The 17106-nt window shown below is 69.0% G+C and carries 13 protein-coding genes; 6 read left to right on the forward strand and 7 right to left on the reverse strand.

What is annotated here, in order from left to right; genetic code table 11:
- The first annotated feature begins 147 nt into the window (after window positions 1-147).
- From ASF23_RS09595 to ASF23_RS09605, 3 genes are all read left to right on the forward strand, one after another.
- Entirely contained in the window at window positions 148-1914 is a 1767-nt protein-coding gene (locus tag ASF23_RS09595; RefSeq protein WP_055952323.1) for an ABC transporter family substrate-binding protein, read from the forward strand.
- 291 nt (window positions 1915-2205) lie between these two features.
- A complete protein-coding gene (locus ASF23_RS09600; protein WP_055952326.1) occupies window positions 2206-3729 on the forward strand; it encodes an ABC transporter permease in 1524 nt (507 codons plus the stop codon).
- Between the two features lie 88 nt (window positions 3730-3817).
- Window positions 3818-4876, forward strand: coding sequence for an ABC transporter permease (locus ASF23_RS09605; protein ID WP_055952328.1), 1059 nt, complete (start codon window positions 3818-3820; stop codon window positions 4874-4876).
- A 158-nt stretch (window positions 4877-5034) separates the two neighbouring features.
- On the opposite strand, the gene ASF23_RS09610 is transcribed toward ASF23_RS09605, so the two are convergent.
- Window positions 5035-5670, reverse strand: coding sequence for a PH domain-containing protein (locus tag ASF23_RS09610; RefSeq protein WP_055952331.1), 636 nt, complete (start codon window positions 5668-5670; stop codon window positions 5035-5037).
- A gap of 92 nt (window positions 5671-5762) precedes the next feature.
- Between ASF23_RS09610 and ASF23_RS09615 the strand changes: the two genes are divergently transcribed.
- Both ASF23_RS09615 and ASF23_RS09620 read left to right on the forward strand, forming a co-directional pair.
- A complete protein-coding gene (locus ASF23_RS09615) occupies window positions 5763-7559 on the forward strand; it encodes an ABC transporter ATP-binding protein (RefSeq protein ID WP_055952339.1) in 1797 nt (598 codons plus the stop codon).
- A gap of 53 nt (window positions 7560-7612) precedes the next feature.
- Window positions 7613-8137: a PH domain-containing protein gene (locus ASF23_RS09620; RefSeq protein ID WP_055952341.1), complete on the forward strand. Its 525-nt coding sequence runs from the start codon at window positions 7613-7615 to the stop codon at window positions 8135-8137.
- 211 nt (window positions 8138-8348) lie between these two features.
- Here the strand turns inward: ASF23_RS09620 and ASF23_RS09625 are convergent, their stop codons facing one another.
- The 3 genes from ASF23_RS09625 to ASF23_RS09635 are packed head-to-tail and all read right to left on the reverse strand — an operon-like array spanning window position 8349 to window position 12411.
- A complete protein-coding gene (locus tag ASF23_RS09625) occupies window positions 8349-10499 on the reverse strand; it encodes an ABC transporter ATP-binding protein (RefSeq protein ID WP_156364434.1) in 2151 nt (716 codons plus the stop codon).
- Window positions 10492-11424 carry an ABC transporter permease gene (locus tag ASF23_RS09630; RefSeq protein WP_055952346.1) on the reverse strand — a complete coding sequence of 311 codons (933 nt, stop codon included), beginning with the start codon at window positions 11422-11424 and terminating at the stop codon, window positions 10492-10494. The genes ASF23_RS09625 and ASF23_RS09630 overlap by 8 nt, the downstream gene beginning before the upstream one ends.
- A gap of 3 nt (window positions 11425-11427) precedes the next feature.
- Window positions 11428-12411 carry an ABC transporter permease gene (locus tag ASF23_RS09635; RefSeq protein WP_055952348.1) on the reverse strand — a complete coding sequence of 328 codons (984 nt, stop codon included), beginning with the start codon at window positions 12409-12411 and terminating at the stop codon, window positions 11428-11430.
- 318 nt (window positions 12412-12729) lie between these two features.
- Between ASF23_RS09635 and ASF23_RS09640 the strand changes: the two genes are divergently transcribed.
- On the forward strand, window positions 12730-14445 hold the full coding sequence (locus ASF23_RS09640; protein WP_162236745.1) for an ABC transporter family substrate-binding protein: 1716 nt from the start codon (window positions 12730-12732) through the stop codon (window positions 14443-14445).
- Window positions 14446-14604: 159 nt separating this feature from the next.
- Here ASF23_RS09640 and ASF23_RS09645 read toward each other — a convergent pair whose 3' ends face one another.
- From ASF23_RS09645 to ASF23_RS09655, 3 genes are all read right to left on the reverse strand, one after another.
- Window positions 14605-15258: a PH domain-containing protein gene (locus ASF23_RS09645; RefSeq protein WP_055952354.1), complete on the reverse strand. Its 654-nt coding sequence runs from the start codon at window positions 15256-15258 to the stop codon at window positions 14605-14607.
- A 392-nt stretch (window positions 15259-15650) separates the two neighbouring features.
- Window positions 15651-16130: a peroxiredoxin gene (locus tag ASF23_RS09650; RefSeq protein WP_082473996.1), complete on the reverse strand. Its 480-nt coding sequence runs from the start codon at window positions 16128-16130 to the stop codon at window positions 15651-15653.
- Window positions 16131-16221: 91 nt separating this feature from the next.
- On the reverse strand, window positions 16222-17022 hold the full coding sequence (locus ASF23_RS09655; protein WP_055952356.1) for a CPBP family intramembrane glutamic endopeptidase: 801 nt from the start codon (window positions 17020-17022) through the stop codon (window positions 16222-16224).
- Between the last annotated feature and the right edge of the window lie 84 nt (window positions 17023-17106).

Consider the following 17106-nt stretch of genomic DNA (forward strand, 5'->3'; position numbering starts at 1 on the left):
GCAACGATCTCGCGCGGTGGTTTCCGGTGTGTAACAACTTCTCCACGGATTTTGAGGTGCCTGCAAGCCGCACCTATCGTTCTCACGAACGTGCGGTGAGGCATGCCTCCTGCCGTTCGATCACCATCCATCCAGGAGGATCACAGAGTGAACATCACCAAGAGGCGGTGGCGTCAGGCCATCGGCGCAGTCGCCATCGCCGGCACCGCAGCCGTCGTGCTCGCCGGCTGCACCACGACCAGCAGCTCGGACGACACGTCGAGCACCGGTGGCGGAACGGCCACGATCGCCCAGGTCAACGAGGTCACGTCGTTCAACACGAACACGCCCCAGGGCAACCTCGACATCAACGGCATGATCAACCAGTTGACCCAGCCGCAGTTCTGGGACTTCGCGAACAGCGACTACAAGATCGAGCAGAACACCGACATCGGCTCCTACAAGAAGCTGAGCAGCGACCCGCTCACGGTGCAGTACACGCTCAACAAGAACGCCAAGTGGTCCGACGGCAAGGCGATGGACTCCGACGACCTCCTCATGGGATGGGCAGCGCTCTCCGGGTACTACGACTCCGCGACGCTCGACCCCGAGACCGCCGAGGTCACCAAGGGCACGCAGTACTTCTCCACGGCCCAGGGTGACATCTACTCGACGAAGTTCCCCAAGGTGAACAACGACAAGTCGATCACCATCACGTACAACGACCCGTACGTCGACTGGAACCTCGTCAACCCGATCCAGTTCCCCGCCGCGACCATCGCGAAGGGCGCCGGCATCTCGGAGTCCAAGCTCGTCTCGACGCTCAAGGACACCCCGGCCGGCGACAAGGACAACCCCGCCTCGCCGAACGCCGACCTCCAGAAGGTCGCCAAGTTCTGGAACACCGGCTTCGACTCCTCGAGCCTGCCGTCGAACAAGGGCCTGCTCGTCTCCGGCGGCCCGATGAAGGTCGACTCCTGGACGCCGAAGCAGTCCATGACCCTCGTCAAGAACCCCGAGTACAAGGGCAACCACGAGGTCAAGATCTCCAAGCTCGTCATCCGGTTCATCGGTGACGCGAACGCCCAGGTCACGGCCCTCCAGAACGGCGAGGTCGACGCGATCCAGCCGCAGGCGTCCGCCGACACCGTCAAGGCGCTGAAGGCCATCTCGGGCACCAACCTCCTCCGCGGCGACCAGGTCGCCTACGATCACCTCGACCTCAACTTCGGGTCGAACGTGTTCAAGGACGAGAACACCCGCAAGGCGTTCCTCCTGACCATCCCGCGTCAGCAGATCCTCGACTCGATCGTCACGCCGGTCAACCCGAGCGCGAAGGTCCTCAACTCGCAGATCTTCCTGCCCGGTCAGCCCGGCTACGACGACAGCGTCAAGAACAACGGCTCGTCCGACTACGACAAGGTCGACATCGACAAGGCCAAGCAGCTCCTGAACGGTGCGACGCCGACCGTCAAGATCCTCTACAACTCGAAGAACCCGAACCGCGTCGACAGCTTCCAGGCCATCCAGGCCTCGGCTGCCAAGGCCGGCTTCAAGGTCACCGACGGTGGATCGCCCGACTGGGGAACACTGCTCCCCGGTGGTGACTACGACGCGTCGATCTTCGGTTGGGTGAACCCGGGCGCCGGGAACGCGCAGATCCCGCAGCTCTTCCAGATCGGCAACGGCTCGAACTACAACAAGTTCAGCAACGCCGACGCGGACAAGCTCTCGGGTGAGACGCAGACCACGCTCGACACCTCCAAGCTCGTCGACCAGAAGCAGGAGATCGACAAGATCGCCTTCCAGCAGGCCTACGGTCTGCCGCTGTTCCAGTCGCCCGGTATCTTCGCCGTGAACAAGTCGCTCAAGGGCGTCAAGTACTTCGGCGGCCAGACCGGTCTCGTCTGGAACATCTGGGACTGGAGCAAGTGAGCCTGACGGCCCACTGACGCAACACCACCCACGCGGGGGCGCCGGGCTCATCGAGTCCGGCGCCCTTCGCTGGGTCCCGGCCCAGCAGTCGGCGGGGCTCAGCCATGGGCGGGCCCAGCCATCGGCGAGGCCCCTCCACCGACGGGTTGAGAGAACCCGTATGGCTGACGGGTCGAAACACCCCGTATCCTTGTCCGGTCCATCGCAGTCCGGCACCACCGACCGGTCCATCGACGTCCGAACCACCCCACGACGGTTGCGGACATCCCACCCCGAGAGGCACCATCACCCATGGTGAGCTTCATCACGAGACGGATCCTCGTCTCGATCCTCGTCCTCGTCGCGGCATCGTTCATCATGTACAACCTCGCCGCGATCGCTGGGGACCCCCTCGCAGACATCCGCGAAAGTACGTCGCCGAACAAGGCCGAACTGATCGCCGCGCGCACCGCGACGCAGCACCTCGACCTCATCCCCCCGCTGCGATGGCTCCTGTGGCTCGGCGGCGTCGGCAAGTGCGTGATCGGGCAGTGCGACCTCGGCACCACGTTCCAGGGCCAGTCGGTCTCCGCGCTGCTGCCCCAGGCGCTCGGCTCGACGCTGCAGCTCGTGGTCTTCTCGTTCATCATCGCGATCGTCCTCGGTGTCGCGCTCGGCATCGTGACCGCGCTGCGCGTCTACTCGGGCTTCGACTACTCGGTCACCCTCGTCAGCTTCTTCCTCTACTCGCTGCCGTCGTTCCTGATGGCCGTGCTGCTGAAGTCCTTCGTGGCACTCGGGTACAACAACTTCCTCGCCGATCCGAAGATCGCTGTGACGACCGTGATCGTCGTCGGGATCGTGGTCGGTGCGATCGTCCAGCTGATCGTCGGGGGGACCGCCAAGCGACGGCTGTACGCGTTCCTCATCTCGGGCGTGGTGACGGCGGGGCTCCTGGCGCTCATGTCGGCGACGGGGTGGTTCACGAAGCCGTCACTCGGCCCGGTGTTCGTCATCCTCTTCACGGCGGGCATCGGCCTCGCGATCGTCTCGGTGCTCGCCGGCACGAACAACCGCCGCGCGTGGCTCGTCGGCGGGATCAACGTGCTCGTCGCGATCGTCTCGTACTTCGCGCTGCAGGGGCTCCTCAACGTGTCGACCGGCGGGACGATCCTGATCCTGGCAGTCGCCGCGCTGCTCGTCGGCCTCGTGTCCGGGTACTTCGTCGGCGGGTACGACCGGCCGCTCATGATGCGCATCGGTGCGCTCACCGCGGTCCTCACCGCAGGGATCGTGCTGCTCGACCGCTTCATGCGTGCCTGGCCGGCCTACTCGAACTCGGTCGGCGGTCGCCCGATCGCGACGGTCGGCTCATCGACGCCGACGCTCGAGGGCGACTTCTGGGTGCACGGTCTCGACACCTACACGCACCTCCTGCTGCCCTCCATCAGCCTCCTGCTGATCAGCTTCGCGAGCTACGCCCGGTACGCGCGCTCGGGCATGCTCGAGGTCCTCGACCAGGACTACGTCCGGACGGCGCGCGCCAAGGGGCTCCCGGAGCGGACGGTCATCGTCCGCCACGCACTCCGCAACGCGCTCATCCCGCTCGCCACCCTCGTCGCGACCGACATCGGCGCGCTGCTCGGTGGTGCGGTCATCACGGAGACGGTGTTCGCGATCTCCGGTATGGGGGCCCTGTTCAACTCGGGGCTCGGGCGGACGGACGTGAACCCGGTGATGGGGTACTTCCTCGTCATCGCGATCACGGCCATCGCGTTCAACTTCCTGGCCGACCTCGCCTACACGGCGCTCGACCCCCGGGTGCGTGTCCGATGACCCGCGGCGAGCAGCCAGTCCGCGGCGAGCAGCCAGTCCGCGGCGAGCAGCCCGACGTCCGCACGACCTCGATGACGGAGACGATCCGATGAGCACCATCCAGGGCGGCGCATCGCTCGAGCCGAACCTCACCGACACGGTCGAGGCGCAGAACACCCAGGACGGCCACGATGGCGAGAGCCAGGGCCGCATCGCGTACAAGCGCTTCGTCGCGAACCGCGTCGCCGTGATCTCGGTCATCGTCTTCGTGCTCGTGATCGTGCTGAGCATCTCGGCCATCGGCCTCGGCCCGATCCCCGGCTGGTGGCGCTGGACGTACCAGGAACTCGACGACCAGGTGAACCAGGGCGCCCCGACGCTCTCGATCATCCCGCAGTGGCTCGGCGGGGCCGGGGTCCACTTCGGGCAGCACCCGTTCGGGCAGGACCGCATCGGCAAGGACTACTTCGCCCTGACGATGCGCGGCATCCAGAACTCCGTGCTGGTCATGCTCGTGATCGGTCTGTTCGCGACCTTCATCGGTGTCGTCGTCGGTGCCGTCGCGGGCTACTTCCGCGGTGCGGTCGACGCGATCCTGATGCGCATCACCGACATCTTCATCGTCATCCCCGCGATCGTCATCGGCGCCGTGGTCGGCAAGACGGCGAACGGACTCGGAGCCTGGGGCCTCGCCCTCCTGCTCGGACTCGTGTCGTGGATGGTCGTCGCCCGACTGGTCCGCGCGGAGTTCCTGTCGCTCCGTGAGCGCGAGTTCGTCGAGGCGGCGCGGGTCGCAGGAGCGTCCGACGGCCGGATCATCTTCCGGCACATCCTGCCGAACGCGATCGGTGTCATCATCGTCGCCGCCACGCTGCTCACCGCGAGCGCGATCCTGCTCGAGACCGCGCTGAGCTTCCTCGGCTACGGCATCAAGGCGCCGGACTCGTCGCTCGGTCTCCTCATCAGCCAGAACCAGTCCGCGATCTCCACGCGCCCGTACCTGTTCTGGTGGCCCGCTGTGTTCATCGTGCTGCTCGCCCTGTGCGCGAACTTCATCGGTGACGGTCTCCGTGACGCGTTCGACCCGCGCTCCAAGCGGTTCAGCCTGCGCCGCACCCGCGATGCGGAGGTCACGAACACGTCGGCCTCCGAGCAGATCAGCGCGTGAGTGCAGATCAGCGCGTGAGTGCAGACAAGCGCATGGGTGTGCTGCTGACCGACTCGCGGACGGCGGGCCCACGCCGCCGGTTCCCGGCCGACACGCGCCGGTCTGGAGGCGCGGTGCCAGGTGCGCCGTCCCTCCAGTCCGGCACAGTGTGCGTCGCGCTACTGCGCGGCGAGCGCGAACCAGCCACCGACGGCCGTGGCGACCAGCAGCACGATCGTCAGCCAGTGCAGTCGCATCGGCACGACCGTGGTGTCCGCGACCCCGAGCGGGATGCGGTCCGCCTCGCGGAGCTCCTCCCACCGCTCGCGGACGAGGTAGGCGGCGTCACCGGAGTCCGTCGCGAGCAGGTCGCCGGCGCGACGCTCACCCTGACCGGCCACCGGAACCGTCGACGCCCTGCCGTGCCGCTGTTCTCGACGTCGTGCCACCGCGGTCCCCGCGCGTCCGGGGGCCGGGGCGGCCCACGCGGCGACCTTCCGGCCCGGCGTGACGAGCGTCAGCGCGAAGCGTGTGTCGACGTGCACGAGCGCGGCCCACGGAACCACGACGGTGCTGAAGACGTTCACCACTTCGACGCCGTCGTCGTCGACCACGACGTTCGGGTGCCACAGTGCACTCCAGCCGACGAGCACCCCGAACGCGGCCGGCACGAGCCCGAGCAGCTTCACCGGAGCGGGGTCGATCAGCAGGCTCGACGCGAGCAGCACCGCCACGAGCACCCACAGGCCGATCGCGAGCCGGCGGTTGAACCTCGACACGAACACGGTGCGGCCGGACGGCGCGGGAGTGACCATGCCTCCATCGTCGCAGGTCGCACGCACCGGACACGCACGACAGACTCCTCGAACGCGGTCGCCATGAGCGACCGAGAAAGGACCGGACGTCGATGAGCACGCCCGTCTCCACCGCTCCGGCCACGGCCACCGCCGTCGTCGAGGTCACCGACCTGTCCGTCGACTTCGCGGTCGACGACGTGTGGACCCCCGCGGTCAAGCACCTGAACTACCAGATCGCGTCGGGTGAGGTCCTGGCGCTCGTCGGCGAGTCCGGCTCCGGCAAGTCGGTGAGCTCGATGTCGATCCTCGGGCTCCTGCCCCGGAACGCCCGCGTCACGGGGTCGGTCCGGTTCAACGGCAACGAGCTCCTCGGGCTGCGGTCCGCGCAGATGCGCGAGTACCGCGGCAAGGAGATCGCGGTCATCTTCCAGGAGCCGATGACCGCCCTCAACCCGGTGTTCACGGTCGGGTCGCAGATCGTCGAGACCCTCCGCATCCACTACGGCATCTCGCCGCACGAGGCTGCCGAGCGGGCGATCGAGCTGCTGACGCTCGTCGAGATGCCCGACCCGCAGAAGGCCTTCAACTCCTACCCGCACCAGCTCTCCGGCGGACAGCGGCAGCGTGCCATGATCGCGCAGTCGATCTCGTGCGACCCGAAGCTCCTCATCGCGGACGAGCCGACGACGGCGCTCGACGTCACGGTCCAGGCCGAGATCCTCGACCTCATCCGGAACCTCGCGGGCAAGCTCGGGAGCGCCGTGCTCCTCATCACGCACGACATGGGCGTCGTCGCGGACCTCGCGGACCGGATCGTGGTGATGCGGCAGGGCGAGGCCGTCGAGACGGGTTCGGTCGCCGGGGTCTTCGCCGACCCGCAGCACGAGTACACGCAGACATTGCTCGACGCCGTGCCCCGGCTCGGCCAGGCGGGTGGCGAGGCGATCGACCTCACGGCGACCCTCGAGAACGTGGTCGAGGCCGAGCACGGCGACGCCGCTCCGGCGACGGTCCAGTCCGGTCCGGGCCACACCGCCGTGCACGACGAGCCGACGCAGGACCTCGGTGCGCCCGTCCTGCAGTTCACGGACGCGGTCATCGAGTACGCGGGTCGTGGACGGGTGAAGGCGTTCCGGGCGATCGACCACGTCGACCTCACGGTGCACGAGGGCGAGGTCGTCGGTCTCGTCGGCGAGTCCGGCTCGGGCAAGACCACCCTCGGTCGTGCCGCGATCGGCCTCCTCCCGATCACCGAGGGCAAGCTCGAGGTCACCGGTGTCGACCTCTCCAAGCCCACCCGCTCGCTCGTCCGCAGCGTGCACAAGAACGCCGGCATCGTCTTCCAGGACCCGGCGTCCTCGCTGAACCCGCGCATGACGATCGGCCAGTCGATCGGTGAGCCGCTGTTCCTCGCGAAGGGGATCAAGGGCGGGGCGCTCAGCCGCGAGGTCGACACGCTCCTCGACAGCGTCCGCCTGCCCCGCACGTACGCGACCCGGTACCCGCACGAGCTGTCCGGTGGACAGAAGCAGCGCATCGGCATCGCACGTGCACTGGCGCTCAAGCCCGCACTGCTCATCGCGGACGAGCCGACGAGCGCACTCGACGTGTCCGTCCAGGCGACGGTCCTCGAGCTCCTCAAGGACCTGCAGCGCGAGTTCCGGTTCGCCTGCCTGTTCATCACGCACGACCTCGCCGTCATCGACGTGCTCGCGGACCGCATCGCCGTGATGCACCACGGGCGTCTCGCCGAGATCGGCACGCGCGACCAGATCCTCCGTGACCCGCAGGACCCCTACACGCAGCGCCTCATCGCAGCCGTGCCGCTGCCGGACCCCGCGGTCCAGCGTGAGCGCCGGGAGCTCCGGGCGCAGATCCTGGCCGCCGGCGCAGACGAGGACCGCTGACGATCCACGGATCGTCCGGGCCGGGGCGCGGTGGTGCCGGGTCTGCACGGTTCGTGCTCAGGGGCCGCGGTGGGACCACGACGTTCGTGCTCGTCGCCGCGGTGAGCGCGTTCCTCGTCGGGGACGCGCTCGTCCGCGGGGACTGGGAACTGGTCCTGCGGTCGGTCGGGATCGTCGCGCTGGTCCTGTGGGGGATCTGGGTGCTCCTCGTCCGGCCGAGCATCCGGGTGGACGAGGGCGCGATCACGGTGGTCAACGTCCTCAGGACCGTCCGGGTGCCCTGGACGGAGGTCGCCCACATCGGGATGCGCTTCCAGATCGTCCTGGAGACCCGCTCCGGCGACGAGGTCCGGTGCTGGGGCGGTCCGACGCTGCCCCGTCCGAAGCCTGCTCGGCGCGGTGAACGGGCTGTGATGCCGAGTGCCCGCGAGGTCGACGTGCTCCGAGATGCCCAGGACCGGCACCGCGAGGACTCGACCTCTGCCGGCGCCGTGGTGACGCGCGGATGGGACGTGCTCGCGGTCGCCATCGGCGGTGCGAGCGTCCTCGCCACGCTCGCCGCAGTCCTGGTCCCCTGACCCGCGACCCCGCGACCCCGCGCCCCGCTCCCGGCCCCGACCCCGAACCGGTTCTGTCCCAGCGAGCGTCAACGCGCCGAGGGACTCCCTGGCGCAGTTGTCGCCCCCTGACGCAGAACCGGTTCCGCGGGCAGCGGACGCGCGTCGTGACGGACTGGAGGCACGGTGCCAGCTGACACCGTGCCTCCAGTCCGCGACGCGGTGGCGCCGGTCAGGCCCTGATCAGGGCGTTCTGCTCCGTCTGGATGCAGGCGACCCCGCGGCCGTGCACCCGTTCGAGCGCCGGGTCGATCGTGCGGCACTGTTCCTGCCGGACCTCGTCGAGCACCGCGTAGAGCGGGCACCGGGTCCGGAACCGGCACCCGTCGACCCGGTCGGTGGGGGAGGGCAGGTCGCCGTCGAGCAGGATCCGGTCGCGGGTGGCCTCGGCCTCCGGGTCCGGGACCGGCACGGCGGACAGCAGGGCACTCGTGTACGGGTGCTGCGGGTCTGCGAACACCAGATCGGACGGCCCGTACTCCACGATCCGCCCGAGGTACATGACCGCGACGTCGTCGGCGATGTGCCGGACCACGGACAGGTCGTGTGCGACGAACAGGTACGACAGGCCGAGACGGCTCTTCAGGTCCTCGAGCAGGTTGATCACGCCGGCCTGCACGGAGACGTCGAGCGCGGAGACCGGCTCGTCGAGCACCAGGATCTTCGGCTGCACGATGAGCGCCCTGGCGATCCCGATGCGCTGCCGCTGACCGCCGGAGAACTCGTGCGGGTAGCGGTCGATGTAGCTCGGCTCGAGCCCGACGAGCTCCAGGGACTCGCGGACGCGCCTCCGGATCTCGTCCTTCGGGACCTTCTGGACCGTCAGCGGCTCGCCGATCACGGAGCCGATGTCGAGTCGTGGATCGAGCGAGGCCATCGGGTCCTGGAACACCACCTGGATCTCGCTGCGGAGTGCGACCCGGTCCTTCTTGGACAGGGTGCTCGTGTCGACGCCGTTGACCTCGATGGTGCCCCGCTGCGCACCGGCGAGCTCGAGGATCTCCATGATGGTGGTCGTCTTGCCGCAGCCCGACTCCCCGACGAGTCCGAGCACACGGCCCCGGCGGAGCTCGAGCGAGATGCCGTCGACCGCGTGCACCTCGCCGATCCGACGACGGAACACCGCGCCGGTGGTCAGCGGGAAGGTCTTCACGACGTCGTCGAGCTGCAGGACGACCTCGTCCGCGTGGACGGTGGCGGCGTCGACGACGTCGTCGGGGCGGGGGAAGATGTCCGACCGGGCGAGCGTGCCGTTCGCGATCTCGTCCCGACGGATGCAGGCGACGGTGTGGTCGGTCGCCGGGGCTGCCGTGGCAGCACCGTCGACGGGGGCCGTCGTGGCTGCACCGTCGACGGGCACCGCCGCGGCGGCGCCGTCGAGCGGGACGATGACCGGCGCCAGCAGCTCCGGCTCCGCCGTCCGGCAGGCGTCGAGCACCGCGGGGCAGCGGTCCGCGAACGGGCACCCGGTCGGCTTCGCGGTGAGGAGCGGCGGACGCCCCTCGAGGGGGACCAGACGCTCCGAGCGCGGCGACACCATGTTCGGCATCGACCGGAGCAGTCCGATCGTGTACGGCATCACCGGTTCGGCGAAGAGCGGGCGGACGGCCGCGTTCTCGACGATCCGTCCCGCGTACATCACCGCGACCCGGTCGGCATTGCCCGCGACGACCCCGAGGTCGTGGGTGATGAGCACCACGGCGGCACCCGTCATCTCCTTGGCGGTCTGCAGCACGTCGAGGATCTGTGCCTGGATCGTCACGTCGAGCGCGGTGGTCGGCTCGTCGGCGATGATCAGCTTCGGGTCGTTCGCGATGGCGATGGCGATCATCGCGCGCTGCCGCATCCCGCCGGAGAACTCGTGCGGGAACGCGTCGAGGCGGCGGGCCGGGTTCGGGATGCCGACGACGCGGAGCAGCTCCTCGGCACGGGCCCGGGCGGCCTGCTTCGACAGCGTGCGGTCGTGGAGCTGGAGCCCCTCCGCGATCTGCTGCCCGATCGTGTAGACGGGGGTCAGGGCGGACAGCGGATCCTGGAAGATCATCGCGATGTCCGATCCGCGGAGCTTCGACATCGCCGCGTCGGACTGTCCCACGAGCTCCTGCCCACGGAACCGGATCGATCCCTCGACCTTCGCCGAGCTGGGCAGCAGACCCATCACGGCGAGCGACGAGACCGACTTGCCGGAGCCGGACTCGCCGACGATGCCGAGGAACTCGCCCTCGCGCACCGCGTAGTCCACGCCGCGCACCGCGTAGACCGGCTTGGTGTCGGCGTTGAACGTGACGTTCAGGCCGGAGACGGTCAGCAGGGGTTCAGTCACGGTTCGCTCCGGAGGTGGGATCGATGGCGTCGCGCAGTGCGTCGCCGAGGAGGCTCGTCGAGAGGACCGTCGCGATGAGTGTCGCGGCGGGGAGCACGAAGAGCCAGGGGCGGGTGACGGCGGCCGAGCTGCCCGCCGCGAGGAGGGTGCCGAGCGAGACGTCGGGGACCTGGATGCCGAACCCGAAGTAGCTCAGGGAGCTCTCGGCGAGGATCGCGGCACCGACCCCGAGCGTCGCGTCGATGATGAGCAGGGAAGCGACGTTCGGCAGGATGTGCCGGCGGATGATCGTGAACGACGGCACACCCATGAACCGGGCGGCCTTGACGTAGTCGCGTTCGCGGAGCGACATGGTCTGGCCCCGGACGACCCTGGCCATCACCATCCAGCTGAAGATCGCGAGCCCGACGATGAGCGCCACCCAGGTGAGGCTCTTGAACACCGGGCTGAGCAGCACGAGCACGTAGAACGACGGCACGACGAGCAGCAGGTCGATCACCCAGACGATCACACGGTCCCAGGCGCCGCCGAAGTACCCGGCCATGGCGCCGACGATCCCGGCGATGAGCGTCGCGCCCGGTCCGGCGATGAGCCCGATGAGGAGCGACTTCTGCAGCCCGACGAGGGTCTGGGCGTAGATGTCCTGGCCGATGTCGTTCGTGCCGAACCAGTGCGATGCACTCGGCGCGGCCCCGAACGCCAGGCCGTCGGACTCGACCGAGTCCCAGTGGTAGAGGTACGGGCCGACGAAGGCCCAGAGGATGATGACGAGCAGCGCGATCCCGCCGACCTGCGCGCGGCGGCTCCGCAGGATCTTGCGCCAGAGGCCCGAACGTCGGGGCTGCTCGTCGACGACGTGCGCGGGACCGGGGCTGTCCCCGGGGGAGCCGGCGGTCGTGGTCGTGGTGGGGTCCAGGACGGACATGGGTCACACCCTCACTCGCGGGTCGAGCGCCGCGTACAACAGGTCGGCGAGTGTCCCGGCGATGAGCACCAGGATCGCGGTGAACAGGATGGTGCCGGCCGAGGCGTTGATGTCGTTGTTGCTGATGGCGGTGATGAAGTACTCGCCCATGCCGTGCCAGCTGAAGACGAGCTCGGTGATGCTCGCACCGGTCAGGATCAGCCCGAACGAGTACGCGAAGAACGTCGACATCGGGATGAGCGCGACCCGGACACCGTGGCGCATGATCGCCGATCCGCGGGTGCGGCCCTTCGAGCGTGCGGTCCGGATGAAGTCGCTCGACAGGACGTCCAGCATGGCCGAGCGCTGGTAGCGCGAGTAGGTGGCGACGGCGCCGACCGTCAGTGAGATGGTCGGGAGCAGCAGGTGCCCGAGTCGATCGCCGAGGTGTGGGAAGAACCCGCCGGACAGTCCCGGGGTGTACTCGCCCGTGAACCGGATGACCTGCGACCCGACCGCGTTGTTGAGCGATGTCGCGAGGATCATCAGGACCACCGCGATGACGAACGTCGGGGTCGCGAGCACCGCGAACGACAGGTACGTCGACACCTGGTCGGAGGTGCGGTACTGCCGGACGGCGTTCCAGACGCCGAGGAGCACGCCGAGGATCGCGCCGAGCAGTGTGCCGATGACCAGCAGGCGGAGACTCGTGCCGGACCTGGCGACGATGTCCGCCGTCACCTCGGTGCTCCGGGTGCTGAGCCCGAGCGAGCCCTGCGTCACCAGGTCGCCGAACCAGTGTCCGAGCCGGGCGAGGAGCGGCACGTTCGGGTCGGCCCCGAGCTTGGCGAGCGCCGCGTCGATGGTGCCCTGCGGGACCGCCGGGTTCCGCCCGAGGAACCGTGCCGCCGGGTTCAGCGTCAGGCTCGCGAGGACGTACCCGAGCGCGGTCGCGACGGCCGACAGGATGACGTAGTTGACGATCCGTTTCACGATGAAGGCGAGCATTCACGTTCCTGAGGGTTGGACCCGTCCCCTGCCGCAACGGGCGATGGAACGGGCCGCGGTCGGGCCAGCGGCGGTGCTGATCCGTCGAGGCTATCGGCAGCCATGCGGCCTCGGGCAAACGTAGACGGCTCACGTTACGGACTTGTTTCATTTGTGGATGGTTCCCGTCCGGGGGGTACAGCCCCCGCTATCGTCGGTCACCAACGCACGACGCCATGGCGCACGGTGCGGATCGGCGCTCTCGCGTCACCGGGTCCGGTGCTTCCGCGCCGCCGGGATCAGCGCACACGCGCAACCACAGGAAAGGGAATCCTCGACATGAGAATGAGGATCAGACACGTCTTCGTCATCGCGGGTGTCACGGCAGCAGCCGTCGCACTCGCCGGATGCTCCGGGGGAGGGGGCAGCGCCGGGGACACCAGCTCGTCGACCGCGCAGTCGTCGCTGAAGTCGACCGGTTGGACGAGCGCAGACCGCTCCAGCGTGACGGACGGCGGGACGCTCAACCTGCCGATCGACACCGCGCCGGCGAACTTCCAGATCTCGAACCTCGACTCCGGCACCGTCGACGACAACAACATCGCGGGCACCTACCTGCCGTCGTTCGTCTCCTACAAGGCCGACGGCACCTGGACCGCGAACCCGGACTACGCGACGAGCGTCGAGCTGACGAGCAAGTCCCCGCAGACCGTCGAGGTGAAGATCAACCCGAAGGCCGTCTGGAGCGACGGCACGCCGATCACCGAGGCCGACGTCGAGGCGAACTGGAAGGCCCTGAACGGCTCGAACGAGGCCTTCAACCCCCTCGCCACGAACGTGTGGGAGGACATCGACTCGGTCAAGCAGGGCACCGACGAGCGCGACGTCATCATGACGTTCTCGAAGACGAACGCCGACTGGCCGAGCGTCCTCGGGGCGATCTACCCGACGTGGGCGGTCGACACCCCGGACCACTTCAACAACGCGTGGGCCAAGGGCCCCTTCGCGGCCGACGGCACGACCTACGTGTCGGGTGGCCCGTTCATCGTCTCGAAGTTCGACGAGAACGGTGGCGTCCTGACCTTCACGAAGAACCCGAAGTGGTGGGGCGACACCCCGAAGCTCGACACCATCATCTTCAAGACGGTCTCGCGTGACGCGGTGGCCCAGGCCTACGCCAACAAGGAGTTCGACGCGTTCAACCTGAACGGCAGCGCGGACAACTTCAAGACGGCGACCTCGCGGTCCGACTCCAAGATCGAGCGGTCCCTCGGCACCACGCAGCGCCAGATCACGCTGAACGGCACCTCGTCCGTGTTCAAGGACAAGACGATCCGCCAGGCGTTCGCGCAGTCGATCAACCGGCAGGTGCTCGCGCAGGCGATCCTCTCGCCCGTCAAGAGCCCGGTCCAGGTGCTCAACAACCTCATCTACCTCCCCGGGCAGAAGGGGTACGCCGACCACGTCTCGAGCGTGTACGGCTACAGCACCGACGACGCCAAGAAGAAGGTCACGGACGCCGGCTGGAAGATCGGCTCGAACGGCTACGCGACCAAGGGCGGCAAGACGCTCTCCGTCCGATTCGTCATCCCGTCCGACAACACCAACTCCTCGAACGTCGCGCAGCTCGTCCAGCAGCAGGCGAAGCTCGCCGGCTTCAAGGTGAACATCGACACCGTGCCGTCGGACGACTACTTCACGAAGTACGTCACCACCGACGGCCGTGACTTCGACGCGACCTACTTCGCATGGCAGGGCACGCCCTTCCCGGTGTCGAGCACGAAGTCGATCTACTACCCCGCGAACGCCGGCCAGAACTACTCCGGTGTCACGGACAAGTCCCTCGGCAAGCTGTGGGACACCGCGAACTCGCAGCTCGACGCGTCCAAGCGCATCACGGACGCCGAGGCCATCGACAAGAAGATCGTCCGCGTCGCCGGCACGATCCCGCTGTTCCCGGAGCCGTACGCATGGGGTGCCCGCAAGGACCTCGCGAACTACGGTCCGACGCAGTTCCAGTCGATCGAGTGGCAGAACGTGGGCTTCACCAAGTAGGCACCACACGCAGCACCGGACGCGCCGTCACCCCAGCAGGGGAGGCGGCGCGTTCCGCGTCGCACGCGCCGCGGCCGGGAGGCCCGGGGAGCGTCCGGCAGGCCGGCCCCGGTGGACGGACGTCGGCCGGGAGGCCCGGGGGAGCGTCCGGCAGGTCGGCTAGAGCTGGGCGCCGGACAGCGAGCCGAGGGTCCCGAGCACGATGAGCAGCAGGATCGCGACCCAGTGGGCCCGATGCGTGATCGGGGCGGCGGTCACCTGCGCCGGGGGCAGCGCGTCCCCGGACTCGTCGACGGGGACGAACGCGACCAGGCGCCGGGCGGCGGCCGCGACGGTGACCGGCACCGGCCCTCCAGTCCGGTCGTCCTCGGTCGACGTCGCGACCCGCGTGACGGACGTGCCCTGTTCCGGGTCGATGCGCAGGCGCGCCGTCGGACGCGGCGCGATCCAGATCCGGCGGACGCCCTCGCTCGTGGTGACCTCGAGGCCGTACTTCGCGCTGACGGCCTCGACGCGCCGCCAGGCGATGGTCGAGGTGCGCCGGACGTCGACGACCACGAGCGCCTCGGCGGTGGCCTCGATGCGAGGACGCCAGAGCACGAACCACGCGACGGCCGCGGTGAACAGCGACGGGGCCCAGACGAACACGAGTGCCCGGGGCCCGCTGCCCACGATGCCGATGGGGACGAGCAGTGCGGCGACGATCCAGAGCACCACGGCGAACGTCCGGAGTCCCGGCGCGACGATCCGGAAGGGTGCGGGCGAGCCCGACGCGGCAGCGGGGATGAGTGGGGCGGAGTGGTCGTCGGGCACGGGCCAATGCTCCCACGGCGGTGCTGCGGTGCCCCCGTGGCCGTGCAGCGGCGCTCCCCTGGCGGTGCAGCGGTGCCGCGTGCACTCTGCCGCGGCGCGCGGGACCGGGTGACGTCCCCCCGGGGACGTCCACCGTGCGGGCGCGAGGCGCAGACCGCGAACCGGCAGACGACCCGATTCCCCGGGGAGACAGTCCTGGAGGGATGATCTCTCCGCGACCAATTAACTGCTCACCCCCGTTCGGGTGTCAATCCCCGGACGCCGTGGATCCGCGTCAGGCGGCCCCGTCGGCCCCGCAGTGGCCGCTCTGCGCGCCGATCGGGGTACAGACCACGGACGGGCGCGGTGTCCTGGCACATGTGCGCATCGTCGCGGCAGACGGGCGCCTCGTCCTAGCCGACGAGCGCCTCGACGTGGCGGCGGATGGTCTCGGCCTTCGGGAAGCGGACGCCGACGAGGCCCACGTGCCGCCACCTGACGACACCGTCGGGCCCGATCACGAACACCGAGCGCCGCACGCCGATCGCCGGGGCCTGGACCCCGTAGGTGCGGATGACACTGCCGGAGGCGTCGGAGAGCAGCGGGAACGACAGCGACGACCCCCGGGCGAAGGCCTCGTGCGAGTCGAGTCCCTGCGGGCTGATGCCCCACACGACGGCACCCAGGTCGACGAACTCGTCGAGTTCGGTCTGGTAGCTGCAGAGCTGCGAGGTGCACACGGGGCTGGCGTCGCTCGGGTAGAACGCGAGCACCACGGTCCGTCCGATCTGCGCCGACAGGGTGTACTCGTCGTCGAAGCGCTCCCCGGCGTGCACGAGCATGCCGGGGACGGTGAAGTCCGGTGCGGGGGTGCCGACGTCGGGGATGCTCACGCGCCCACGGTAGGACTCCGTGTGGGTCGTCAGGGGGACCCCCGCGCTGTGAATCCGCCGTGTTCTCCCGGGAGCGGGCTGATCTGCGCGATCAGGCCTTCGGGAAGAGCCCCGGGAGCGCTGCGGCCACGAACGGGTACCCGACGAACACCGCCGCGTCGAGCAGGCAGTGCGTGATGACGAGCGGCAGGAGCCGGCCCCAGCGCGTGTAGATCCACCCGAACACGACGCCCATCACGGCGTTCCCGACGAACGCCCCGAACCCCTGGTACAGGTGGTAGCTGCCGCGGAGGACCGCCGCGGACAGGATGATCGTCCAGCGTCCCCAGCCGAGGTCGGCGAGGCGCGAGTAGAGGTACCCGACGACGATGAACTCCTCCTGGAGCCCGGACCGGATCGCCGAGAGCAGCAGGACCGGGATCGTCCACCAGTACGAGTCGAGCGCGGTGGGGACGACGTTCACGGTGAACCCGAGTGCGCGGCCGGCGAAGTAGAGGCCGAGACCGGGGATGCCGATGGCGAGCGCGATGAGCGCCGCGCCGCCGAGGTCGGCACGCGGCCGGAACCGGTCGATCCCAAGTCGCGACAGATGCGGACGGGAGGCCCGCCAGAGCAGGTAGGCCACGAGCGCGACCGGCGCAAGGTCGACCGCGATCCCGACGAGCTGCCTGGCGAGGTCGACGTACTGCACCGTGGTGGTGGAGGTGTTCAGCGAGGTGGACTGCGACGCGAGCGACTCCGGCTGCGACAGGTCGTCGATGATCTGCAGGATCGAGTACAGCGCGCTCCCGCCGAGCGAGAGCATGAGAACGATGACGATCTCGGCGCGGATCCGGGTGCGCGACGGCGTGGGGAGCTCCCGGCCGGGCTCGAGCACGGGCTGTTCACGCATCGTTCGCTCCTCGATCGGGGCCGTGGTCCGGGGGGTTGCGCACGCCTTGTAGACTGGAGTGTCGGGCAATCTGTCCGATCCTCC

The organism is Curtobacterium sp. Leaf261 (genome assembly GCF_001422205.1).
In the GTDB taxonomy this organism is placed as follows: domain Bacteria; phylum Actinomycetota; class Actinomycetes; order Actinomycetales; family Microbacteriaceae; genus Curtobacterium.

Excerpts from the sequence above, each read along its gene's own strand:
- ASF23_RS09600 (WP_055952326.1), top strand. The coding sequence starts at position 2,206 with ATGGTGAGCTTCATCACGAGACGGATCCTCGTCTCGATCCTCGTCCTC.
- ASF23_RS09605 (WP_055952328.1), top strand. The coding sequence starts at position 3,818 with ATGAGCACCATCCAGGGCGGCGCATCGCTCGAGCCGAACCTCACCGAC.
- ASF23_RS09610 (WP_055952331.1), bottom strand. The coding sequence starts at position 5,670 with ATGGTCACTCCCGCGCCGTCCGGCCGCACCGTGTTCGTGTCGAGGTTC.
- ASF23_RS09615 (WP_055952339.1), top strand. The coding sequence starts at position 5,763 with ATGAGCACGCCCGTCTCCACCGCTCCGGCCACGGCCACCGCCGTCGTC.
- ASF23_RS09630 (WP_055952346.1), bottom strand. The coding sequence starts at position 11,424 with ATGTCCGTCCTGGACCCCACCACGACCACGACCGCCGGCTCCCCCGGG.
- ASF23_RS09635 (WP_055952348.1), bottom strand. The coding sequence starts at position 12,411 with ATGCTCGCCTTCATCGTGAAACGGATCGTCAACTACGTCATCCTGTCG.
- ASF23_RS09640 (WP_162236745.1), top strand. The coding sequence starts at position 12,730 with ATGAGAATGAGGATCAGACACGTCTTCGTCATCGCGGGTGTCACGGCA.
- ASF23_RS09655 (WP_055952356.1), bottom strand. The coding sequence starts at position 17,022 with ATGCGTGAACAGCCCGTGCTCGAGCCCGGCCGGGAGCTCCCCACGCCG.